Here is an 18,991-nt window from a genome sequence, read left to right on the forward strand (position 1 = left end):
CAAATCGTCAATGGTTCAAAATTAAACTAAATTTAATTTACAGAGATTGAATTGTTAAAAAAATCATCAAGAGTTATTTTCAATCGCAACCTATCGGCGTCAGATAAATTAGATCCCGAAGGCAAACAAAGTCCTTCATCAAATAACGTTTCCGCTATAGTAGTCCCATAATAAGGGTAATTGGCAAAAATCGGTTGCAAATGCATGGGTTTCCAAAGGGGTCTAGATTCAATGTGATGCTGCTCTAAAAACAACCTCAAATCTTCTCTGGTTTTACCGGCAATAGTGGGATTAATAGTAATACTGCTTAACCAATGATTGGAATAATAATCCGAACTAGGCTCCATAAAAACACTGATTCCTTTTTTATCCGCAAAATAAGCTTGATAAAAATCGTGCATTTTTCGTCTAAGAGTAACATGCTCTTCCAACACTTCCATTTGTCCTCTTCCAATCCCGGCACAAATATTACTCATGCGATAATTATAGCCAATCTCGCTATGCTGATAATGGGGTGCATTATCTCGGGCTTGAGTAGAAAGAAAGACGGCTTTATCTTTTTTAGCCAATGAATGACTAACCAAAGCACCACCACCGGAGGTCGTTATAATTTTATTGCCATTAAAAGACAATATTGATAAGTCACCAAATGTCCCACATCTTTTTCCTTTATAACTACTTCCCAAGGCTTCGGCACTGTCTTCCAAAATCGGAATTTCATAGCGTTGGGCTATCGCTCTAATCTCATCTATCTTGAAAGGCATACCATAAAGGTGAACCCCTATGATGGCTTTGGGTTTTTTACCTTTAGCAATTCTATCTTTAATGGCTTCTTCCAGAGCATCCGGGCACAAATTCCAAGTGTCTTTTTCACTATCAATAAAAACCGGTGTCGCGCCCAAATAAAGAATAGGATTGGCCGAGGCTGAAAAAGTAAAACTCTGACAAAGAACTTCATCGTCCGCCTGAACACCTAGTAAAATCAAACCCAAATGAATGGCTGCTGTCCCCGAACTCAAAGCGGCCACATGAACGTTGTCATTCAAAAAAATTTCCAAATCCTGCTCAAATCCGTTTACATTTGGGCCAAGTGGTGCCACCCAATTGGTATCAAAAGCTTCTTTTACAAATTTTTGTTCGTTACCACCCATATGCGGTGAAGAAAGCCAAATTTTTGATTGTGTCATGGTTATTTTTACTTAATGATTTTAAATTTATTTTCCGCTAAATGGCTCCGTTGTAGCAGCATTGGCGGTATTAATTCCGTCTCTCTTAAATACTTTTAAAATAGTATTGAATAATATCTTGAGATCAACCTTTAAAGACATATGGTCAACATACCAAACATCGTATTCAAATTTTTTATCCCAGGATATCGCATTTCTTCCATTTACTTGAGCCCAACCTGTAATGCCTGGTTTTATTTCGTGTCTGCGGTTTTGAAAATCATTATACAAATGCAAATAAGTAGTCAACAAAGGTCTTGGCCCAATCAAACTCATATCGCCCTTTAAAACATTGATTAATTGGGGCAATTCATCTATAGAAGTTTTGCGTACAAACCTTCCAACAGCCGTTAATCTTTGGGCATCGGGAAGCAATTTCCCATCGCTATCCTTTTTATCATTCATAGTCTTAAACTTGACAATTTTGAAGATTTTTCCATTTTTTCCTGGACGCAATTGAAAGAAAAAAGGTTTTCCGGCATTGGCAAAAAACAGTAAAACAGTAAATAAAAGCAATAAAGGAAACAACAAAATCAAGCCCATAAGGGAAAATAAAAAATCAAATAATGGCTTAACTAAAACTTTATACATTATATTAAATATAGCAATGAATCCTAACGCAAGGTAGGCATTTTACACCAAAAGCGTTTTAAAATTCTCAAACAAAAAAGAACAATCATGCCCCGGATAGATAGTCATTCCTTCAGTCAAATTTCCTTTAAGTTTCTCCAATGATGACTGATACTCTTTTCGGTTACTGTGCGGAAATGTAAGGGGTGATTTTACACCATTTAAGATAGTATCACCGGTAAAAATAACATCTCCAACCAATATACATAGACCACCCGGACTATGTCCGGGCGTTTCAATAAAAGTAAATGACTCATTCGCTATAACGCAAACTTCACCATCTTTAACAAGTAAAACATCTCTGTATTCCACTTCGAAAGTATCAATTTCTTCTATGTAATAAGAAAAATTTTGACGACAGTTTCTGATATTTTCTTCACACTTTGAAGTACAAATTAATTGAAATGAATGACTTTCAGCTAAAGCATCAACACCACAACAATGATCCGCGTGCTCATGGGTTAAAATCACATGCGTCAAGGCTTTTCCTTCCTCTTGTAACCAAGCCAAAAGAGGCGCTGTATCAAAATTACCAACATCTATTAAAACCACTTTACCATCAGCCAACTCCAAAACATATGTATTGGAAAGCCTGTGCGGATTAATATATTGGTGTATCTTCATACTATTGGCTGTTCAAAAACAAGAATGGTATTTAATCAAAGTTGTAAATGATTTTACCCACATCATTTCTGGGAATTGTTGGTATAAAAAGCACTTCGAAGGACTGATGATACAATCCTGTTTTTTGTATGACAAAAGAAGCAACTTCAGTTAAAATTGCCTCATCAGTAACATATATTTTCATTTTCTCATCAGTACCGGTGCAAATGTTTTCTACTCCAAACTCTTTAAAAATAAGCTGTTCCACTTCATCCAAACCTATTCGGATACCATATAATTTCAGGAATCGGCTTATTCTGCCGACGATATAGAAAAACCCGTCTTGGTCTTTGACTGCGATATCGCCCGTGGGTAAAACCTGTTGGCGTTCATCCCCTTTTTGCAAATCATCACTTGTGTAAGCATAGCCTAAAGTTACATTCGGACCACTGTAAACCATTTCACCGGGAACATTAGCTTCCGAAATTTCGTTTCCGTTATCGTCAATCAAATATAATTTCCCGTTGGGGATGGCTTTTCCAATGCTACCTATTTTAGTTTGGGCAAACTCAGGCGGTAAATAAGCCATTCTTGCCGTGCCTTCGGTTTGTCCGTAAGTGGCAATAAACTTTTTCCCGGTTCGTTCAGCATAGTCGGCAAAATCGTTAAATAAGTTTGCACTCAATTTTCCTCCGCCTTGCGAAATAATTTTTAAATCGGGTAAATCCATACGGGTAAACCGCAACTTAGACAGTATTTCAAAGCTATACGGAACGCCAGTCAAAATGGTTGTTTTTTGTTCCTTCAAAAATTTCCAAAAACCAGCATCAGTCAAACTTCCATTAAACAGTAAAATAGTAGCACCTCCATACAAATAGCTCGTAATGACTGAAAGTCCCATAGTATAATACATCGGTAAAACAGCTAAAGCTCTGTCTTTAGTACAGATATCAAAAACTTTCCCAACATTCTGTGCATTGGCTTCAATATTTTGATAGCTGTGACGAACCAATTTAGGACTGCCGGTGGAACCCGAAGTAGGCAACAACAATGATAAGTCATCGTGTAATATCGGTGGTTGTATATCGCTTTTCAACAACACATAACCTAAAGCACTAAAAACAACATCATATTTAAACTCGGTCGCCATGGATTCAGGCAGCCAAAAATATTCGGGTTGGTATTGGGCAATTAACGCATCTCTCAAGGATTTCTCGGTTCCGGCATGAAGCAACAAGGGAACTATTTTGCTTTCTAAAGTCGCAATATAACCGGCAACTGAACCAAAAGTGTTTTCAGAAAAAATAAAAATCAACGTACGCTTATTGATTTGCTTAAAGAAAACCTTAGAGAAATCAGACAATTCTTTATAGGTTAAGGTATTACCTTCAACATCAATAAATGCTGTAGATTGGTCTTGGATAAACGCTGCTTGGAGAAGCATATACTTTGTATTTAAAATGAAGTCGAACCGTCAACGCCAATGATTTGGCCAGTTACATAAGTGGAAAGGTCTGAAGCCAAAAAAACGCAAACATTGGCAATTTCATTAGGCTCAGCCAATCTTCCGATGCCAATATTGGTTATTTTATCTTTAAATTTTTCTTCAAAAACTTGGGTAAATCTTTCGGTACCCACCATGCCCGGAGCAATGGCATTGACACGAATATTGTGTTCTATGAGTTCTTTCGCAGCCGATTTGGTCAAGGAAATTACAGCACCTTTTGTTGCTGAATAACCTAATTGACCTTTGACGCCTTGCACACCAACAATGCTCGACATATTAATTATCGAGCCGCTTTTTTGACGCGACATTACCCTAGAAGCCAGCTGTACCAATTGAATCATGGCAATCACATTGATATCAAACATGGTTCTGAGTTGGTTAAAATCAATCATGGGTAACAGTTCATAAGTAACCATACCCGCATTGTTGACTAAAACATCAATTCGACCGTAATCCGCTTTGATTTTTAATATTGCTTCCTTACAAGCAACGGCATCAGTGATATCAAAATATAAAGGAATTACAGTAGTATTGTATTTTTCTGAACAGGTTTGGGCCCATTCGTCTATAGAACCTTCTTTTCTGGCATTGGCAAAAACAATAGCACCTTCTTCGGCATATCTTTCCACAATGGATTGCCCAATCCCACGATTGGTTCCTGTCACCAAGCAAATTTTGCCTTCTAGAATTCTGTGGCTTTTCATGAAAGTAGTTTTAGAAGGTTACGCCATATTTGGCCACAATTTCTTTACCAACCGCATACGATTTGAAGTTTAAAATATCTTCCGGGTCGAGCATAATATCAAAAGCATCTTCCATGGCCGTAACCAAACTCAATTGGGTAATAGAATCCCAATTATCAACACTGGTTGAGCTGAAATCATCACTCAAAACCGAGACATCAACATTAAAAACGGAACTAAAAACAGTATTGTAATTTTCTAAGACACTCATTTTTATTTAACGGTTAGGCGGTATTATTAAAAAAATTAAGTGGTAAAAGTAAGCCGTTTTTACCTATAAAACAAACGACTATCTCAAAAATCAATAGGCCTCTTTATAGTAGGAATCGGTTTCAATCAATGGATTGATGACGGCCGTATTTATAATCAAATCACCGCAAGCAAACGACAAACCGGCACCAAAACCACAAATAAATAGCTTGAGATTCCCTTGCTTTGCCAACCCAAAATGATCAGCTAACACCAGCGGAATCGAATTGCTACTGTTATTTCCGAAACGGTCCAGTGAAACCGGAATTTTCTCGGTCGGAATTTTTAATTTTCGCGACAGCTGTTTTAGTATATAGTTATTAGCCTGATGCAAAATAAAGTAGTCATACTCTTCAGGTGTTTTTTCTTGAATAGTCAAAAAGTCTTTCATCAACAAAGGCACATCGGTAATCGAAAACCCAAAAACATCCATTCCTTTCATGTGGGTATCATAATCAGAGCGTAAAATACCGTCGCTCCAGGCCTCACGTTCTTTGGGTGCGTATCGATTTCGGTAAGCGCCTGATGGCGTGATGATACTTTTAAAACGATGTCCATCCGTGCGAAAAGCTAAGTTAATGGGTGTTGAATCGTTCGTTTTTTCTAATAAAGTAGCCGAACCGCTATCGCCAAAAAGCATAACCATCGTTCGGTCATGTGGAGACAGCGTTTTTACTGAAGTATCGCCGGTGATGAGCAAAGCTGCTTTTGAACCGGAACTTTGTAACAAGGAAAGTATCGTTTGCAATCCGAAAATAAATCCTGAACAAGCCAAATTTAAATCAAAACACAAACAATTTTCAGAAAGTCCAAGTCGTTTGTGAAGTACAAAGGCTGTTGAAGGCACTCGATAATCCGGTTTTTGACTTACAAAAATTAAAATTCCGATATCATTTTTGGCAAGGGTTGATTTATTGAAAACATCTACTGCAGCTTCATAGCCTAAATCGGAAGCCGTTTGGTTAGGTTGGGCTCTCGAAACCGAATGAACGCCGGTCATTTCCTTAAATTTCTCTACGTTCTCTTCTCCGAAAACAGTATAAAAATCTTCAACAGGCACTTTACCCGTTGGTACTGCCACAGACAAACCTGCTATCCTGATATTTTGAAACTGTCCTGTTAACATAGCTAAATATCATGGGTTACAAAACCTTCGGTAAAATAGTCGTCGGTTTCAATTATGGGTAAAACCGTAGCTGCTTCCAAATAAAAATCGGCAAATCCCCAAGACAATCCTTCGCCATAAGCACAAGATAAAACTCTTTTTCGTTCAGTAACATCCAAAAGCAATAACGGAATAGACGAACCGGAGCAATCATCGATTTTTTTTAAATTGGATACTAATTTAGTGGAATCAAAACCGTTCTTTTCAATAATTTCCAGATTCATCTCAGGATAAGTTTGCTGGAAAGCCAACAAATCATAAGCATCACTTTGAGTATTGGATTTAGCCATAAAATCGGTCAAATCACCCGGAATTTTTTCGGCAAAGAATTGATGCATGGTTTCCTTGTCATACTGCAATTGGTTAAACGTTCCGGCTGTCGGTAGACTAGACAAGTCATAAAGGGCTCTTTTTTCATTAGTTCTGAAAGCACCACCCGGAATTAAATAAGCGTCATAAGCATCTCCTTGTGAAAATGACTGTAGACAAATGAGTGAAGCCTCTTTCTTTTCTAAAAGAACAGCGGTTGCGGCATCACCAAAATCAGTATAGTGCGAATGGTCTTCGGCTAACTGCTTGCTGTTGGTATCGCCAATAATCACTAATCCTTTAGTAGTATTCAAACCATTCAATAAAGAACAACCCAATTGCAATCCGGCAATAAAGCCTACACTGCCCAAGTTGATATCATAAGCCAAACAATCTAAAGGAAGTCCCAAACGGTGTTGTAATACAATAGCTGACGCGGGACTTCTGTAATCGGGTGTTTTGGTTAGGAAAATGATAAATCCCAATTGGGTTCTATCTATATTTTTGGTTTCCAATAAATGAATTGCAGCAGCATAACCTAAATCAGAGGCTGTTTGTAAATCTACCGAACGTGCTTGTTTTGGGATGGCCGAAGCGATACCTGAAATTTTGACGTTATTGAATTGGTAAAAAGACATATTTTTTTGGGTTTGCAAACCTACATTACTATTCGTTTGGCCGGATTTCCGAAGACTGTGGTATTCTTTTTCACCCGTCGTAACACTACGCTGCCAATACCAACGACAGCTTCTTCTTCCACTACTATATTTTGTATAATTCTGACACCGGCATTGATGGAAACCATATCGTGTACGCGAACGTATCCCGCAAAAAACGAAAACGAATTGACTTGACAAAAACGGCCAATATGAACGTCATGTCCCATAATTACAGAGCTTTGTAAAAAAGTAAAATCTTCAACGGTGACATCACTGGCTAAAACACAAAAGGATTTGATGCCCACGCCTATTCCCATTTTTACACTTGGAGAAATAATGGCTGTTGGGTGAATCAGGTTGATGAAATTTCCGCCTTTAGACAGAATGATCTCAACGGTTTTTCTTCTGTGGTATAAATTGCCTATGGCGCAGAAAAAAACATCGCCTTCAACAGGTTCATAATCTGAAACGGTATTCAATACAGGCGGATAGCCCATTTCAGCTATGTTAGAGGGATTATCACTGAGAAATCCTTTAATCTTAAAATCAGATTGGTCACCATAGCAAGCCATAGCCAAATCATACATTTCTCTGGCAAAACCACTGGCTCCAATTATTACTAAGTTTCTCATATTTTATTTCAAGGTGTAGCCGCCGTCTATAGTCAGAAGGCTTCCGGTCATCCATTGGGAGACGTCGGCCATTAAATAAACGGTTAAACCGGCAATGTCTTCAGGTTGTCCAAATCGACCTAAAGGGTAATTTTTTAAATGGGCTTGCAATTGTTCCTCGGATACGGCTCCGGATTCTAAAATACCGGTTTGAACCATACCGGGTAAAATGGCATTGACTCTGATTTTCTTTGGCGCTAATTCTAAGGCTAAAGATTTGGCAAACGAATTCAAAGCACCTTTGGCAGCACTGTAAATAGCATTGCCTATAGTTATTTTTTGAGAAGCAACCGAAGAGATAAAACATACCGAGGCTTCGGGTTTAAGCTTTTTAGCTTTTAAAAGTTGTTGGAGTAACAAAATGGAACTGTGTAACATCAGATCAAACATATAATCCAAGTCATCCCGTTTGATATATTGTACCGGTACAGTTTTAACCATACCGGCATTTAAAACAATTCCATCCAAAGCAGGCAATTCGGTTACCAATTCTTTAATAGCTTCATCTGAAGTTAAATCAGCAGAAAAATAGTGATGGTTTCCTTTAGGCAAGGATTGCATGGTAGCTTCTAATCGGGCTTCATTTCTGGCAGTCATGATTACGGTGGCACCTTGTTGGGCTAACATTTCGGAAATAGAACGACCAATACCCGAAGAAGCACCGGTAACCAATATCGTTTTAGTATGTAAACTGAAAAGTGAATTCATAGGATTATTGAAGTATTACCCTCGAATAAATTTTTAGGCCATTCTTTTTTTTACTTCTTCAGCCAAATCACCAACGGTAACCAGATTTTTAAAATCTTGCGAGGCAATGTGAACGCCAAAAGAATCATCCAACATGGCAATAACCGACAAATTAGCCATAGAATCCCAGTTATCATAATCTCTGAAAGCGTCTGTAAGTGCTACAGTTCCGGGATCCAATTCTAAAATATCTTCCAATTGTTCAAAAAGTTCTTTTTCCATTTGTTCTCTCATTTTATGTTGCTAAACTAGGTATAAAAATTATCATTCAAAAGTAAAAAAAGGAATACTACCATTAATATTATCTCTTAAAAAGATAAACTCTAAAAGTCTTTTAAAATTGTTACTGTTAAGGGTTGATTTGCTTTGCCACTTCTTTAGAAAACAGAAAAGCTCCTTTATCGTTTAAGTGTTCAGAATCATGAAAAAGAGTTTTTTGGCTTACAAACTCTTCTGCATTAGAATAATCAACCAGCTTGACTTTGTTTTGGGCAGCTATTTCATTGACAATAGTAAAAAACTCCGGTTTTATTTTTTTGAACGTTGGTGAAATCACCAAAATAACTTTAATATTTTTGGACTGGGCTTTAGTGATAAATAAATTTATTGTTTTGATTAACTTAGATCCAATGGTAAAAGTATCATTTTTTAATACCTTGTCTTTTCCATTCCATTTTCCTTTTAGCGGAATATATCCTTTGAAGTTATCATTGTTTTTAACAACATTGGCCGTGAGTATATTAAAAAATTTCTTGTTGTATTTGAGTAAATTGGATTGGTAAAAAATACCATCGTACCAATTTCTGCAGATGTAATCATCAAATTCTTCATTAATTTTTCCATAGAAAGGAGCTAAATCACTAAAAACATCCTCTCCAAAATTTCCTCCTCTATCATAAACATCTCTAAAGTCTAAATCCAAAACGACAACTTTAGGGCTATATCTTTCCAAAGTGGCTAAAAGCGCAGCATAGTGAAAATAAATTCCCATTCCTTCTCTACCGGCATTATAGCAAGTCAATCCAGTCTTTTCTGTTATAACATCCGGCTTGTAATGAAAAGCGGCTCTTGAAGAACCGAAAATCAAAATACTATCCTTTGTTTTATTAAAAACTTGATTCTCTTGATAGGCAACTCCTGATTTAGCATTGGAATATAAGGCGTCAAAAACAAATCCGGCACATACATCAATGGCGATTAATACCACCAAAAATAATAGTCCTTTTTTCAAAATTGAAATACCGTTTTCTCTTCTCATCTAAATTTAAAATTGAAAATAAATAAATTGTCCCTCATCAAAAACACCCATCAAAAGTATTAATGCCACGATTAAGGCGTAAAATAATACACTCACATTTGCTTTTTTAAAAAAAGAAAGTTTGTTAACCCAAAACTCATCCTTGAACTCTTTCAAAATCAAAACAAACAACCCGATAAAAACACCAAAGAATACATCCCATTTTACAAATAATTCTTTTGAAAATGTTGTTCCGATTTTTTCTACAATTAAAAAGGCATCATGAACATTGTTAGCTCTAAAAAATATCCAGGCAAAGGAGCTGAGAATAAAAGTAGTGATTATTTGAAAAGCGGTAAATAGAGTTTTATTTTTTGACAACCCAATAGCATCATTGCATTGGTTACGAAATTTTTGAGTAACTATAGCAATTACTAAATAGCCTCCGTTTAATGCTCCCCAAATAACAAAAGTCCAGTTCGCGCCATGCCATATACCGCTGATTAAGAAAACTATAAACAAATTAAAATACCATCTGTATTTTGTGACTTTGTTACCTCCAAGCGGCAAGTATAAATAATCTCTAAACCAAGTACTCAATGAGATGTGCCATCTTTTCCAAAATTCAGAAATCGTTTTGGCGAAATATGGTCGGTTAAAATTGGTCATTAAATCAAAACCCATAATTTTTGCCGTACCTATGGCAATGGAAGAATATCCGGCAAAATCACAATAGATTTGGAAAGAGAAAAAAACGGTAGCCAACAAGAGTGTTGAACCATTGTGATTGTCTACATTATTATAAGCTGCATTAACATAAAGTGCTAATCGGTCTGCTACCACCACTTTCATAAAAAAACCCCAAATAATAAGCTTTAGTCCTTTCACAAAATTTTCAGACGTAAAAATTTTATGTTCGTGAAATTGGTGAAGCACATTTTGTGGTCTTTCAATCGGTCCGGCAACAAGCTGAGGAAAGAACATTACATATAAGGCATAGATTCCGAAATGTTTTTCGGCTTTTTGATTGCCTCTGTATACTTCTATGGTGTAACTCATTGCCTGAAAAGTGTGAAATGACAAACCTACCGGCAATAAAATAGACAAATAAGGTAAATTGCTTTTACTGCCCATGGCAGCCAGTAAAACTTCAATGTTTTCTATGAAAAAATTATAATATTTAAAAACGGCTAAAACCAATATATTGGCCAATAAACTTAGTATTAAATAAAACCGCCTTTTCGTTCCTTGGTTGTTTTCAATGAGTATACCGGCAAAATAATCGACTACAATAGTCCCAGCTAAAATCAATATGTATATTGGAATAAAATACATATAAAAATAGCAACTCGCTACTAACAATAATAACCATCTGTATTTTGTTGGAAATCCAAAAAAGAGTACACAAACAATTGGAAAGAAAATTAAAAAGTCTAGTGAATTAAAGAGCATTGTTAGGCCTTTTGTTTATAGTGAAAATGTATTGTAATGTAAAATTTGTCGAATGTGTTTAATAAATTAAATTACTTAGAACTCGATTGTAAAAGTATTTATAATTTAGATTTATTATAACATTATCTTCAGTTGTATTCTATTTTGAAATATCCTATACTGGAGAGCTGGTAAAACCTAAAAAGGGTTGTTACTACCTAGAGCAATAAATCTTCTTCATCCCATCCCAAATCATTTTGCTTTCAAAGTTTTTGGCCCAAATTAAACCATTCATCCCCAATTCCTTTCTTTTTTCCGTATTCTTCTGTAAAAAATCCATTGCATTTTGCAAATCAGTGACTGATTTTGCAGGGATTAATAAACCATTAAAATCTTTGGAAACAGCATCTTTACTTCCGGTAACATCTGTGGCAATCACAGGTAATCCCATAGCGGCAGCCTGAACTGATACATTCCCAAATCCTTCCCACCAAGCAGGCAGACAAAAAATATCCATTACAGACAAATACAGCGGAACATTAATTTGGGTGCCAACCAATAAAACTCCGGGATGTTCATTCATTTTTTCTAGTAAGCTCAAGTCAGCAATTTGACTTTTTTCAATGGGACCAACAATCAATAATCGCAAAAAATGATTCTCTGCATATAAGTTATTGAATGCCTCATAAATTTCTTTAATTCCTTTTCTGTCAATTAATCTTCCCACAAAACCATATACAAAATGGGTTTCATTCAATCCTAGTTTATTTTTCAAATCTAAGATTTGTTCCGTTTTAACTTGACTTGGGCTAAATCTTTCTAAATCAATCCCGTTACTGCTTCCTTTATTAATTACTAAAGATTTATCTTTTGAAAAAATAGTGTTTTCTATGCCTAAATCCCTAACCGAATTACTGATACAGATGATTTTATGGGCAAATCGTGCGGTTATTTTTTCCATGGTAACCAGTATTGCCTTTTTCAATCCGGTTTCATGTTCAAAACGAAAACCTCGACAAGTATAAATCCTGTTTCTAACCCCTAATAACTTTGCCGCAATCATTCCTAACAAACTTACTTTTGGTGTACCGAAATTTACTACATCCGGTTTTACCTTTCGCAAATGTTTAAATACCTGAAACAAAGCTTTAATATCCTTTAAGAGAGAAATTTCCCGTTCTAAATCCACAGGCAAATGCGTACAGCCTTCTTGTTGGCAATACTCAGTTACCCTCTGATGATTGGGCGCCATTAAATAAGTGTCATAACCTAATTCCTTAAAATATCGCAATTGTCCGGCAATTAAAATTACACTTCCAGGCGCGGTAATTCCAACTATTAACTTTTTATTCATTACTTGTATTGCTCATATATTCACCTAATTGTTGGCTGTTCATAAATTCAACATTGGGCCATTTTTTTACAATTGCTTTCAAAAGCGCATCTAAAGCTTTGATGGAATCGGATTGATTTTTTTTGGATAAATGGCCTATATAATTAAGCCTATGCGAATTGATAACAGCTGGTTTACCAAATGTAAAAGCATTATTAATTTCTGCCATACACAAATCTACCCAATCCAAATTTTGATTTTTACTAGGCTCAAAAGTCACATTTCTTCTCCAATAAAGCAAGCCGAATTCATCTTTAAAACCCCAATATTTATTGACTATGCCATGCTTTACATCTTCTAGATAAGGCAACAATTGCTGCGCATTTTGATGATACTTAACCCCATTATTGGCTAATATGGCATTGATATGATTTCCTCTTATTGATTGGGAAGCAATAAATGATTTTGATTGGAATCCAAATACAGTTTCAAACAATTGGAGCCCATCCATTAAATCCGTTTCTATGGATAATTTTTCGGCTTCATTGTAATAATCAAAAGCGGCTAAATAATTAATTCTCTTGGAAGTCCCTAAATCAATACCCGGAATCGCATCATGGTCAAAACAAATTTTTTCTTTTTCACAGGTCATAACTGCCTTCATCCATCTGGCAGGATGCAAATGCTCTCTTCCATGAAATTGAGGGTAAAAAATATTTTCTTCAATACCTTGTTTCCATAAACCAATCATTGCCTCCTTGGAAGAATGTTTTTGGTAACTATCAAATACTGATTCATAATGATAAGTATTCATAGCTCCGGCTCTAATTTTATCAAAATCTGGATTAGCCGGCAACGAATTAACGGTTATAGTGGCAGGATTTTGATTAGCGTCTTTATGGGAACTAAGCACCTCAAACAAAACAGCCAAGTCGTCTGGAGTTTCAAGTCCATCAAATTTAGTATATCTGTTTTTATCAACAGGAATTCCTTTTTTGACTAGCGCCTGATAGGTTTCGGTATTAGGTATGCGAATACTTCCCCAATCATCGGATTCTATGACCACAATTTTTTTGGGGGTTGACCAACCTCTATAGTTGACATATGATTTTCTAAATAATGTAATTAAATTCATAAATAATCAATTAAATTTTAAATCAAAATAGTCAATACAATCCTTAATTTGTTTGTCTTTTCCTCCTTTAAATGAATTACTTGATACAAGGGAAACTTTATGCGTAGATTTCACGCTGATTGGATCTTTATTGTATTTGGCATTGGTAACAACCTCAATTTGAAGTCGGATCAAATTCATTTTAAGCCACACATCGTCTGAGTTGGGACTCAATTTAAAAATTAAATCTTTATCAAATACTGTTTGATCAAAAATATTTTTGCCAGGCAACAAGGTACCATTACCACTTGTATGGTGTAAATATATTGAGGGTTTTTCTTCATTATAATTATGTGTCCATTGCAGATACGGTAGTATTAAACCCTCATTGAAATTGATTAAGTGAGCTCTTGAAGCTATTACTTTATTGGGGTATTTAAGATGCAATGCCATTAAATCTTTAATCATGTCCTTGTGGTAATATAAATCATCATCAAACATAACCACCTTACTTTGAGGAAATTCGATTAAAGAGTAATAATATTTTTTATGAGAACGCAAATCATCACAAAACCTAATTTCTAAACCGCGCTTGGTCTGATCCAATAACCTTTTTGGCAATGAGGCTAAACCTTCCGGAAATTGTTCTTTGGCCAACCAAAGTATTAGTTTATCAGGTTGATAAGATTGTCTTAATATACATTCAACACTCAAATAAGTATATTCAATTCTGGCCGGAAAACTTGTCAAACTCGCAATAATTAATTCACTAGATTTTTTTTCGGAGGTGTTCGCTTGGAGAGAATATTTGGCATTCTTTGAAGTAAATTTAAAAAAAATAGGACAGTAAAAATCAAACCATGTTTTTAGGACTTTCTCCATACTTCTATTCAAAATTTTACCCAAAACAGATTGATTTTGAAAATTAGGAATACTATAATATAATCGAAGTAATAAATTCATAGTTATTAATTCAGGATTTCTTCAAACTTAGTAAAAATTATCGGCAATGCTAGTCGGTCTCTAATAGATTGTGCATTTTTACCCATAGTCATTCTTAGAGATTCTGATTGCAATAATTGGTTAATATTCGATGATAAATCAATAATATCATCTCGTTTTGCCACTAAAAAATCTACCCCTTTAGTTCCTAAATCTTCATAAGGAATTCCTTCTACACAAACGCATGGTAAACCGGCCGCCATTGCCTCACACAAAGCATTTGGAAAACCTTCCAATACAGAAGGTAAAACATATAAAGATGCTTTGGAAAAATAGGAATCAACATCTTTCACCTGTCCTACAAATTGAATGTTGCCCTCTAATTTTAATTCAGAAACCAATGTTTTCATATTCGAAAGCAAAGGTCCGTCTCCCAACATTACTAATTGCCATCCATCCCTATTCTCAATCATTGAAAATGCTCTAATTAAAGCCTCTGGGTTTTTTTCCCAAGCAAATCGGCCAACATAAAGCAATATCTTTTCCTTAGTTATAGTAGAATCAACAATAACTTCTCTTATGGGATTTGGAATTACTTTAATATTGAGTTTGTTTGCAAATTTCGCTTCGTTCCATAGCGCAGCTTTTGTAGTTTGTGCTATAAAGGTAGTGGAATGAAGATAAGTAATTTTTTTTAAGAAAGAGACATACCATTTGAATTTAAAATCAGGACTTGTTCGATCTGAAATATGCACTTTCTTTTTTAAACCAATACTGGCCATTAAAGTCAATGGATTAAATACATCTCCAAATGAAATAATATGTTGTGAGGAATTTGCTTTAAAGGCTCTTCTTAAATAAAAGATAATCCTGATATAGTGAAAAATGATATTGCCTTGATTTCCGGGATGCTCTTTTTGGGGTGTTACCAATGTTACTTTTGAGTCTAGCGGATAAAACAAGGGTTCTTTTTTACAGGAAATTAAAGTAACTTGATATCCATTATTTACAAACCAATTGGCCAGATTGGTCATTGCTCTTTGAATACCGCCTATCCCTAATTTTGGAGAAACTAAAATTACTTCTTTCAAGATTACTTCTTTAAGTTCAAAAACGTTTCTTTTAAATCTTCAATTATCCATTGATAAGGATTGAAGTTACCGGAATGCCAATTCAAACTACTGTCCCAATAGCCTTCACAAGCGTAATAGCCTTCTTTTCGATAACCATAACTCATTTCTACTAATAAAGGTTTTCCGTCACGGTAAACAAAATCAAACGCTATGCATTGAGTTTTCACCTTTGACGCTATTTCAAAAGAAGTCTTTAACAACTCATTATCAAACAACTCCTTTTTGTATTCTATATAACCACTGCCACTAGCTCTGAAATCATTAGGTCGCGTATACCGTTTTATGGCAAAAGCCTTGTCTTTAATAACAATAACCCGATAATCAGAATCATTATTGGGAATAAATTCCTGCAGATAAACATAACCCCAAGCCTTACCGCTCATGCGTTCATATTTGACAGGATAAACTAAATGGGCTATGGCTTTGAAAATATCAATCATTTTCTTTTTGCCCATTTTATATCGTCGGATAGCTTCTTTAATGCCATCGACAGCATCATATTCTCTTATACCGCTTCCAAACATTTTTTGACCAATAGCAATCAACTCGTTTTCATTTTTAACCAGCTTTACATTTCTACTTCCGGAACCGCCTTTTAACTTCCAAACTATCGGATAGGAACTGGATTTAGCAAATTTTTTAAGTGATTTTAAATCGTAGAAAACATAATTTTCAGGTGTCCTTATTTCTAATCCTTCAAACAGGTATTTTTGGGCTACCTTATCATCAAAATGCCAATTGGTATTGTGGTCAGGAAAAACCAATTTGCCGGAAAACTCTAAAGCCTCTAATAATTTTTTGGCCATAAAATAATCTGTTGGATTAGACTGTTGATGATGCCATAATAAAATATCAAATGATTTCATTTGTTCCATAATGTCAGTATCATAGCAGTTTACAATGCCAAAATCAATGCTATTGTCTTTACAATATTCTATCCATTTTGAAGCAAAAGACCCCGGATTATCATGTATTGCGATTCTCATGAATTACTTTTTAGTGTTTTTAATCTTCTCTTTTAATATGTACTCCAGCAAATATTTATGAGATTCACATCTTATTAAATTGAGTAATAATAGTATTTTCTTTTTACTATACACCGAGGGAAGAATGCCTTTTTTAAATAATGAACTTAACTTGCCTTCGTATGGATTTAAAAATGCCAAATACTGCAACCCCATTTTTTCGGCAAATCTACCATATTCTTCTTGTAACTTTTGATCATCAAGAATGATTTCATTATACATATTTAGCTTCACTTCAAAATTCTGCAATGCTTGACCTTCTAATTTTTTTATCCCTATGGCTTCATCGTTTTGCAAAAACGGAATGATTTTAAAATCTAATTGATCATTAATAATAGTTAATCCTATGGCAATACCGGTATTCCAATTTTCGCCTTTCGATTTTTTATGGCTATCAAAGATAAAGTTGCCCAAACTATAAAAAATAGGACAATCATGGTATCTTTCATACCCGCTAAAAGTATGGGTATGATGCCCGATAACGGCTGAAGCACCGGCGTCGACAAAAAAACGAAATATTTTCTTCATTTCCGGAGTAGGAAGTGGATGGTATTCATTACCTCCATGGTAGATTACAATGATAAAATCGGTAGTGGAACGCAAAGTTTTAATTTGACAATAATGCTCAATGACATCCACTCCATTGGCACCTGACTCACTATTGATCTCCGTAATCCACTCATGTTCACAAACATTGATTATGGCTATTTTTTTTGACTTAATGACTGTTAAAAATGGTTCTCTTTTAACGGTTTTAGAAAGTCCGGCACCTACAAAACTTAGATTGGACTGATTTAATCTTGTTATAGTTTCCTTGAAGCCTTCTATCCCAAAATCCATAACATGGTTATTGGCTAAAGTTACTAAATTGATATTAGCATCAACTAAAGCTTCCAGTACTAGTGGTTTCATAACAATCACAGGACCTGTTTTAGGAGATGGATTTCCTGAGTTAACCACTGGTCCTTCCAAATTCACAATGGATAATTTTGAGGCTTTCAAATCTTCATACAAATCCCCAAACAATAAAGCATAATCTTTATTGGCAATAACAGTATCCAGTCTTCCTCCGGCATGTGGCCCAACGTAAAAATCTCCGCAAACTAAAACATCATAACTCATTTTTAGAAATTCTTATTAGGTTTGACAATTCCACGGTATTCATAAACTCAATATCGGGGTATTTTTTTACTAAATCAGTAAGTATCTCCGAAAACAATTTCAGATTATCCTCTCTGTTTTTTTCCACCATACCTCCCATAAAGTTAACCCGATGTGTCGATAAAATTACCGGTGCCCCAACTAAAAAAGCCGCTCTTACTTCGTTTAAAATTTTTTGATGCCAATTGACATTGGGTCTGGTAGCAGGTTCAAAACCAGCATTTCGGATTAAATAGATCTGTCCTAAAACATTTTGATTTCCCATATAATGCTTGATGATTTGATACCCTTGATGGCTGCCCGGTACTTTCTGAGCTCGACCACCTTGAATGGTATTTACCCCTATTCTATTCAAAAAAACTTCATGATTAGGATGCCAGGTATAATTAGCCGCAATAAAAGATGTTGAAGGAAAACCAAACTTATCGGTAAAAATTTGTTGGGCTTGAGTAAGAATGGCTTCATGAACTGCTAATTCTTCTAAATGATCAGCATCGAGTGCTGTTAGAAAACTTTTTCTTTTAGCCGTTGTTATTGTGGTACTCAACCCGTAAACTTGGTTATCAAAGGCCAGTCTGGTTGCTGCCTCTTCATTTTTTAAGGCACTCATCCAATTTTTTAAAAAAATATGCTCTCGCCCATGCAACTGTGGAAAATACAACTTTTCCCCTATTCCTTGTTTAATTACCTCTAACGTATTGGCAGTACCTTGGTACCTTTGATAAGATTGATCAAACGTTTCAAAGTAATAACGATCAAAATTTCCTTCTCTTATTTTTTGGTAGTCGGGATTAGCAACAATGGTATTGGCAGTGATACTTGGAGAATTGCCTTTCTTATCTTTGATTTTATGCAACTGACTAAAAATAGCCTCTAAATCTTGCTCTGATTCCAGACTGTCAAAAGTAGTATACCCGCATTGGTCAACTTTGATTCCGGCTTTCAATAAGTTATTGTAAGCATGTTTAGAAGGCATTCTTACTGAACCCCAATCATCGGATTCGATGACCAAGATTTTTCTTTTGGATTTGAATCCTTTAGAATTCAATAAGATATTTTTTAAAATTTCAACCATTTTCCTTATCCGTTTAGCCTAACTATATTTT

At 35.3% G+C, this 18,991-nt stretch carries 20 protein-coding genes; all 20 read right to left on the reverse strand.

The features are described from left to right. Positions 1 to 32: 32 nt before the first annotated feature. The 20 genes from ICG50_RS09720 to ICG50_RS09815 all read right to left on the reverse strand — a co-directional run bounded on the left by ICG50_RS09720 (position 33) and on the right by ICG50_RS09815 (position 18,960). Complete coding sequence (locus ICG50_RS09720) at positions 33 to 1,187, reverse strand: DegT/DnrJ/EryC1/StrS family aminotransferase (protein WP_187660719.1); 1,155 nt, start codon at positions 1,185 to 1,187, stop codon at positions 33 to 35. A gap of 27 nt (positions 1,188 to 1,214) precedes the next feature. Next, positions 1,215 to 1,817 carry a sugar transferase gene (locus tag ICG50_RS09725; RefSeq protein ID WP_187660720.1) on the reverse strand — a complete coding sequence of 201 codons (603 nt, stop codon included), beginning with the start codon at positions 1,815 to 1,817 and terminating at the stop codon, positions 1,215 to 1,217. A gap of 42 nt (positions 1,818 to 1,859) precedes the next feature. Further along, on the reverse strand, positions 1,860 to 2,480 hold the full coding sequence (locus tag ICG50_RS09730) for an MBL fold metallo-hydrolase (protein WP_187660721.1): 621 nt from the start codon (positions 2,478 to 2,480) through the stop codon (positions 1,860 to 1,862). Positions 2,481 to 2,511: 31 nt separating this feature from the next. Then, entirely contained in the window at positions 2,512 to 3,903 is a 1,392-nt protein-coding gene (locus ICG50_RS09735) for an AMP-binding protein (protein ID WP_187660722.1), read from the reverse strand. Positions 3,904 to 3,914: 11 nt separating this feature from the next. Continuing rightward, complete coding sequence (locus tag ICG50_RS09740; protein WP_187660723.1) at positions 3,915 to 4,670, reverse strand: SDR family NAD(P)-dependent oxidoreductase; 756 nt, start codon at positions 4,668 to 4,670, stop codon at positions 3,915 to 3,917. Between the two features lie 10 nt (positions 4,671 to 4,680). Further along, positions 4,681 to 4,920: an acyl carrier protein gene (locus ICG50_RS09745; RefSeq protein ID WP_187660724.1), complete on the reverse strand. Its 240-nt coding sequence runs from the start codon at positions 4,918 to 4,920 to the stop codon at positions 4,681 to 4,683. A 90-nt stretch (positions 4,921 to 5,010) separates the two neighbouring features. Beyond that, positions 5,011 to 6,084: a 3-oxoacyl-ACP synthase III family protein gene (locus ICG50_RS09750; RefSeq protein ID WP_187660725.1), complete on the reverse strand. Its 1,074-nt coding sequence runs from the start codon at positions 6,082 to 6,084 to the stop codon at positions 5,011 to 5,013. Between the two features lie 2 nt (positions 6,085 to 6,086). After that, on the reverse strand, positions 6,087 to 7,070 hold the full coding sequence (locus tag ICG50_RS09755; RefSeq protein WP_187660726.1) for a 3-oxoacyl-[acyl-carrier-protein] synthase III C-terminal domain-containing protein: 984 nt from the start codon (positions 7,068 to 7,070) through the stop codon (positions 6,087 to 6,089). Positions 7,071 to 7,090: 20 nt separating this feature from the next. After that, positions 7,091 to 7,723: a NeuD/PglB/VioB family sugar acetyltransferase gene (locus ICG50_RS09760; RefSeq protein ID WP_187660727.1), complete on the reverse strand. Its 633-nt coding sequence runs from the start codon at positions 7,721 to 7,723 to the stop codon at positions 7,091 to 7,093. Between the two features lie 3 nt (positions 7,724 to 7,726). After that, the gene (locus ICG50_RS09765; protein WP_187660728.1) at positions 7,727 to 8,470 is read right to left on the reverse strand and encodes an SDR family NAD(P)-dependent oxidoreductase; all 744 of its coding nucleotides are present in this window, start codon (positions 8,468 to 8,470) and stop codon (positions 7,727 to 7,729) included. Between the two features lie 33 nt (positions 8,471 to 8,503). Continuing rightward, positions 8,504 to 8,731, reverse strand: a complete 228-nt coding sequence (locus ICG50_RS09770; protein ID WP_187660729.1) for an acyl carrier protein — start codon at positions 8,729 to 8,731, stop codon at positions 8,504 to 8,506. Between the two features lie 127 nt (positions 8,732 to 8,858). Continuing rightward, the gene (locus ICG50_RS09775) at positions 8,859 to 9,767 is read right to left on the reverse strand and encodes an SGNH/GDSL hydrolase family protein (protein WP_187660730.1); all 909 of its coding nucleotides are present in this window, start codon (positions 9,765 to 9,767) and stop codon (positions 8,859 to 8,861) included. 6 nt (positions 9,768 to 9,773) lie between these two features. Beyond that, positions 9,774 to 11,057 carry an MBOAT family O-acyltransferase gene (locus ICG50_RS09780; protein ID WP_246448734.1) on the reverse strand — a complete coding sequence of 428 codons (1,284 nt, stop codon included), beginning with the start codon at positions 11,055 to 11,057 and terminating at the stop codon, positions 9,774 to 9,776. A 334-nt stretch (positions 11,058 to 11,391) separates the two neighbouring features. Further along, the gene (locus ICG50_RS09785) at positions 11,392 to 12,531 is read right to left on the reverse strand and encodes a glycosyltransferase family 4 protein (protein ID WP_187660732.1); all 1,140 of its coding nucleotides are present in this window, start codon (positions 12,529 to 12,531) and stop codon (positions 11,392 to 11,394) included. After that, positions 12,524 to 13,645, reverse strand: coding sequence for a hypothetical protein (locus ICG50_RS09790; RefSeq protein ID WP_187660733.1), 1,122 nt, complete (start codon positions 13,643 to 13,645; stop codon positions 12,524 to 12,526). Before ICG50_RS09790 ends, ICG50_RS09785 begins: the two co-directional genes overlap by 8 nt. A gap of 6 nt (positions 13,646 to 13,651) precedes the next feature. Next, complete coding sequence (locus ICG50_RS09795; protein ID WP_187660734.1) at positions 13,652 to 14,506, reverse strand: hypothetical protein; 855 nt, start codon at positions 14,504 to 14,506, stop codon at positions 13,652 to 13,654. An 86-nt stretch (positions 14,507 to 14,592) separates the two neighbouring features. Next, the gene (locus tag ICG50_RS09800; protein WP_187660735.1) at positions 14,593 to 15,657 is read right to left on the reverse strand and encodes a glycosyltransferase; all 1,065 of its coding nucleotides are present in this window, start codon (positions 15,655 to 15,657) and stop codon (positions 14,593 to 14,595) included. A gap of 2 nt (positions 15,658 to 15,659) precedes the next feature. Next, positions 15,660 to 16,685 carry an ATP-grasp domain-containing protein gene (locus tag ICG50_RS09805; protein WP_187660736.1) on the reverse strand — a complete coding sequence of 342 codons (1,026 nt, stop codon included), beginning with the start codon at positions 16,683 to 16,685 and terminating at the stop codon, positions 15,660 to 15,662. A 3-nt stretch (positions 16,686 to 16,688) separates the two neighbouring features. Continuing rightward, complete coding sequence (locus ICG50_RS09810) at positions 16,689 to 17,846, reverse strand: CapA family protein (RefSeq protein WP_187660737.1); 1,158 nt, start codon at positions 17,844 to 17,846, stop codon at positions 16,689 to 16,691. Beyond that, positions 17,836 to 18,960 carry a hypothetical protein gene (locus ICG50_RS09815; protein ID WP_187660738.1) on the reverse strand — a complete coding sequence of 375 codons (1,125 nt, stop codon included), beginning with the start codon at positions 18,958 to 18,960 and terminating at the stop codon, positions 17,836 to 17,838. Before ICG50_RS09815 ends, ICG50_RS09810 begins: the two co-directional genes overlap by 11 nt. Positions 18,961 to 18,991 lie beyond the last annotated feature (31 nt).

This window comes from Flavobacterium buctense, assembly GCF_014486695.1.
Lineage (GTDB): Bacteria > Bacteroidota > Bacteroidia > Flavobacteriales > Flavobacteriaceae > Flavobacterium > Flavobacterium buctense.

Excerpts from the sequence above, each read along its gene's own strand:
- ICG50_RS09745 (WP_187660724.1), bottom strand. The coding sequence starts at position 4,920 with ATGAGTGTCTTAGAAAATTACAATACTGTTTTTAGTTCCGTTTTTAAT.
- ICG50_RS09730 (WP_187660721.1), bottom strand. The coding sequence starts at position 2,480 with ATGAAGATACACCAATATATTAATCCGCACAGGCTTTCCAATACATAT.
- ICG50_RS09755 (WP_187660726.1), bottom strand. The coding sequence starts at position 7,070 with ATGTCTTTTTACCAATTCAATAACGTCAAAATTTCAGGTATCGCTTCG.
- ICG50_RS09785 (WP_187660732.1), bottom strand. The coding sequence starts at position 12,531 with ATGAATAAAAAGTTAATAGTTGGAATTACCGCGCCTGGAAGTGTAATT.
- ICG50_RS09790 (WP_187660733.1), bottom strand. The coding sequence starts at position 13,645 with ATGAATTTAATTACATTATTTAGAAAATCATATGTCAACTATAGAGGT.
- ICG50_RS09760 (WP_187660727.1), bottom strand. The coding sequence starts at position 7,723 with ATGAGAAACTTAGTAATAATTGGAGCCAGTGGTTTTGCCAGAGAAATG.
- ICG50_RS09765 (WP_187660728.1), bottom strand. The coding sequence starts at position 8,470 with ATGAATTCACTTTTCAGTTTACATACTAAAACGATATTGGTTACCGGT.
- ICG50_RS09810 (WP_187660737.1), bottom strand. The coding sequence starts at position 17,846 with ATGAGTTATGATGTTTTAGTTTGCGGAGATTTTTACGTTGGGCCACAT.
- ICG50_RS09770 (WP_187660729.1), bottom strand. The coding sequence starts at position 8,731 with ATGGAAAAAGAACTTTTTGAACAATTGGAAGATATTTTAGAATTGGAT.
- ICG50_RS09775 (WP_187660730.1), bottom strand. The coding sequence starts at position 9,767 with ATGAGAAGAGAAAACGGTATTTCAATTTTGAAAAAAGGACTATTATTT.
- ICG50_RS09725 (WP_187660720.1), bottom strand. The coding sequence starts at position 1,817 with ATGTATAAAGTTTTAGTTAAGCCATTATTTGATTTTTTATTTTCCCTT.
- ICG50_RS09720 (WP_187660719.1), bottom strand. The coding sequence starts at position 1,187 with ATGACACAATCAAAAATTTGGCTTTCTTCACCGCATATGGGTGGTAAC.
- ICG50_RS09805 (WP_187660736.1), bottom strand. The coding sequence starts at position 16,685 with ATGAGAATCGCAATACATGATAATCCGGGGTCTTTTGCTTCAAAATGG.
- ICG50_RS09740 (WP_187660723.1), bottom strand. The coding sequence starts at position 4,670 with ATGAAAAGCCACAGAATTCTAGAAGGCAAAATTTGCTTGGTGACAGGA.
- ICG50_RS09795 (WP_187660734.1), bottom strand. The coding sequence starts at position 14,506 with ATGGAGAAAGTCCTAAAAACATGGTTTGATTTTTACTGTCCTATTTTT.
- ICG50_RS09815 (WP_187660738.1), bottom strand. The coding sequence starts at position 18,960 with ATGGTTGAAATTTTAAAAAATATCTTATTGAATTCTAAAGGATTCAAA.
- ICG50_RS09750 (WP_187660725.1), bottom strand. The coding sequence starts at position 6,084 with ATGTTAACAGGACAGTTTCAAAATATCAGGATAGCAGGTTTGTCTGTG.
- ICG50_RS09735 (WP_187660722.1), bottom strand. The coding sequence starts at position 3,903 with ATGCTTCTCCAAGCAGCGTTTATCCAAGACCAATCTACAGCATTTATT.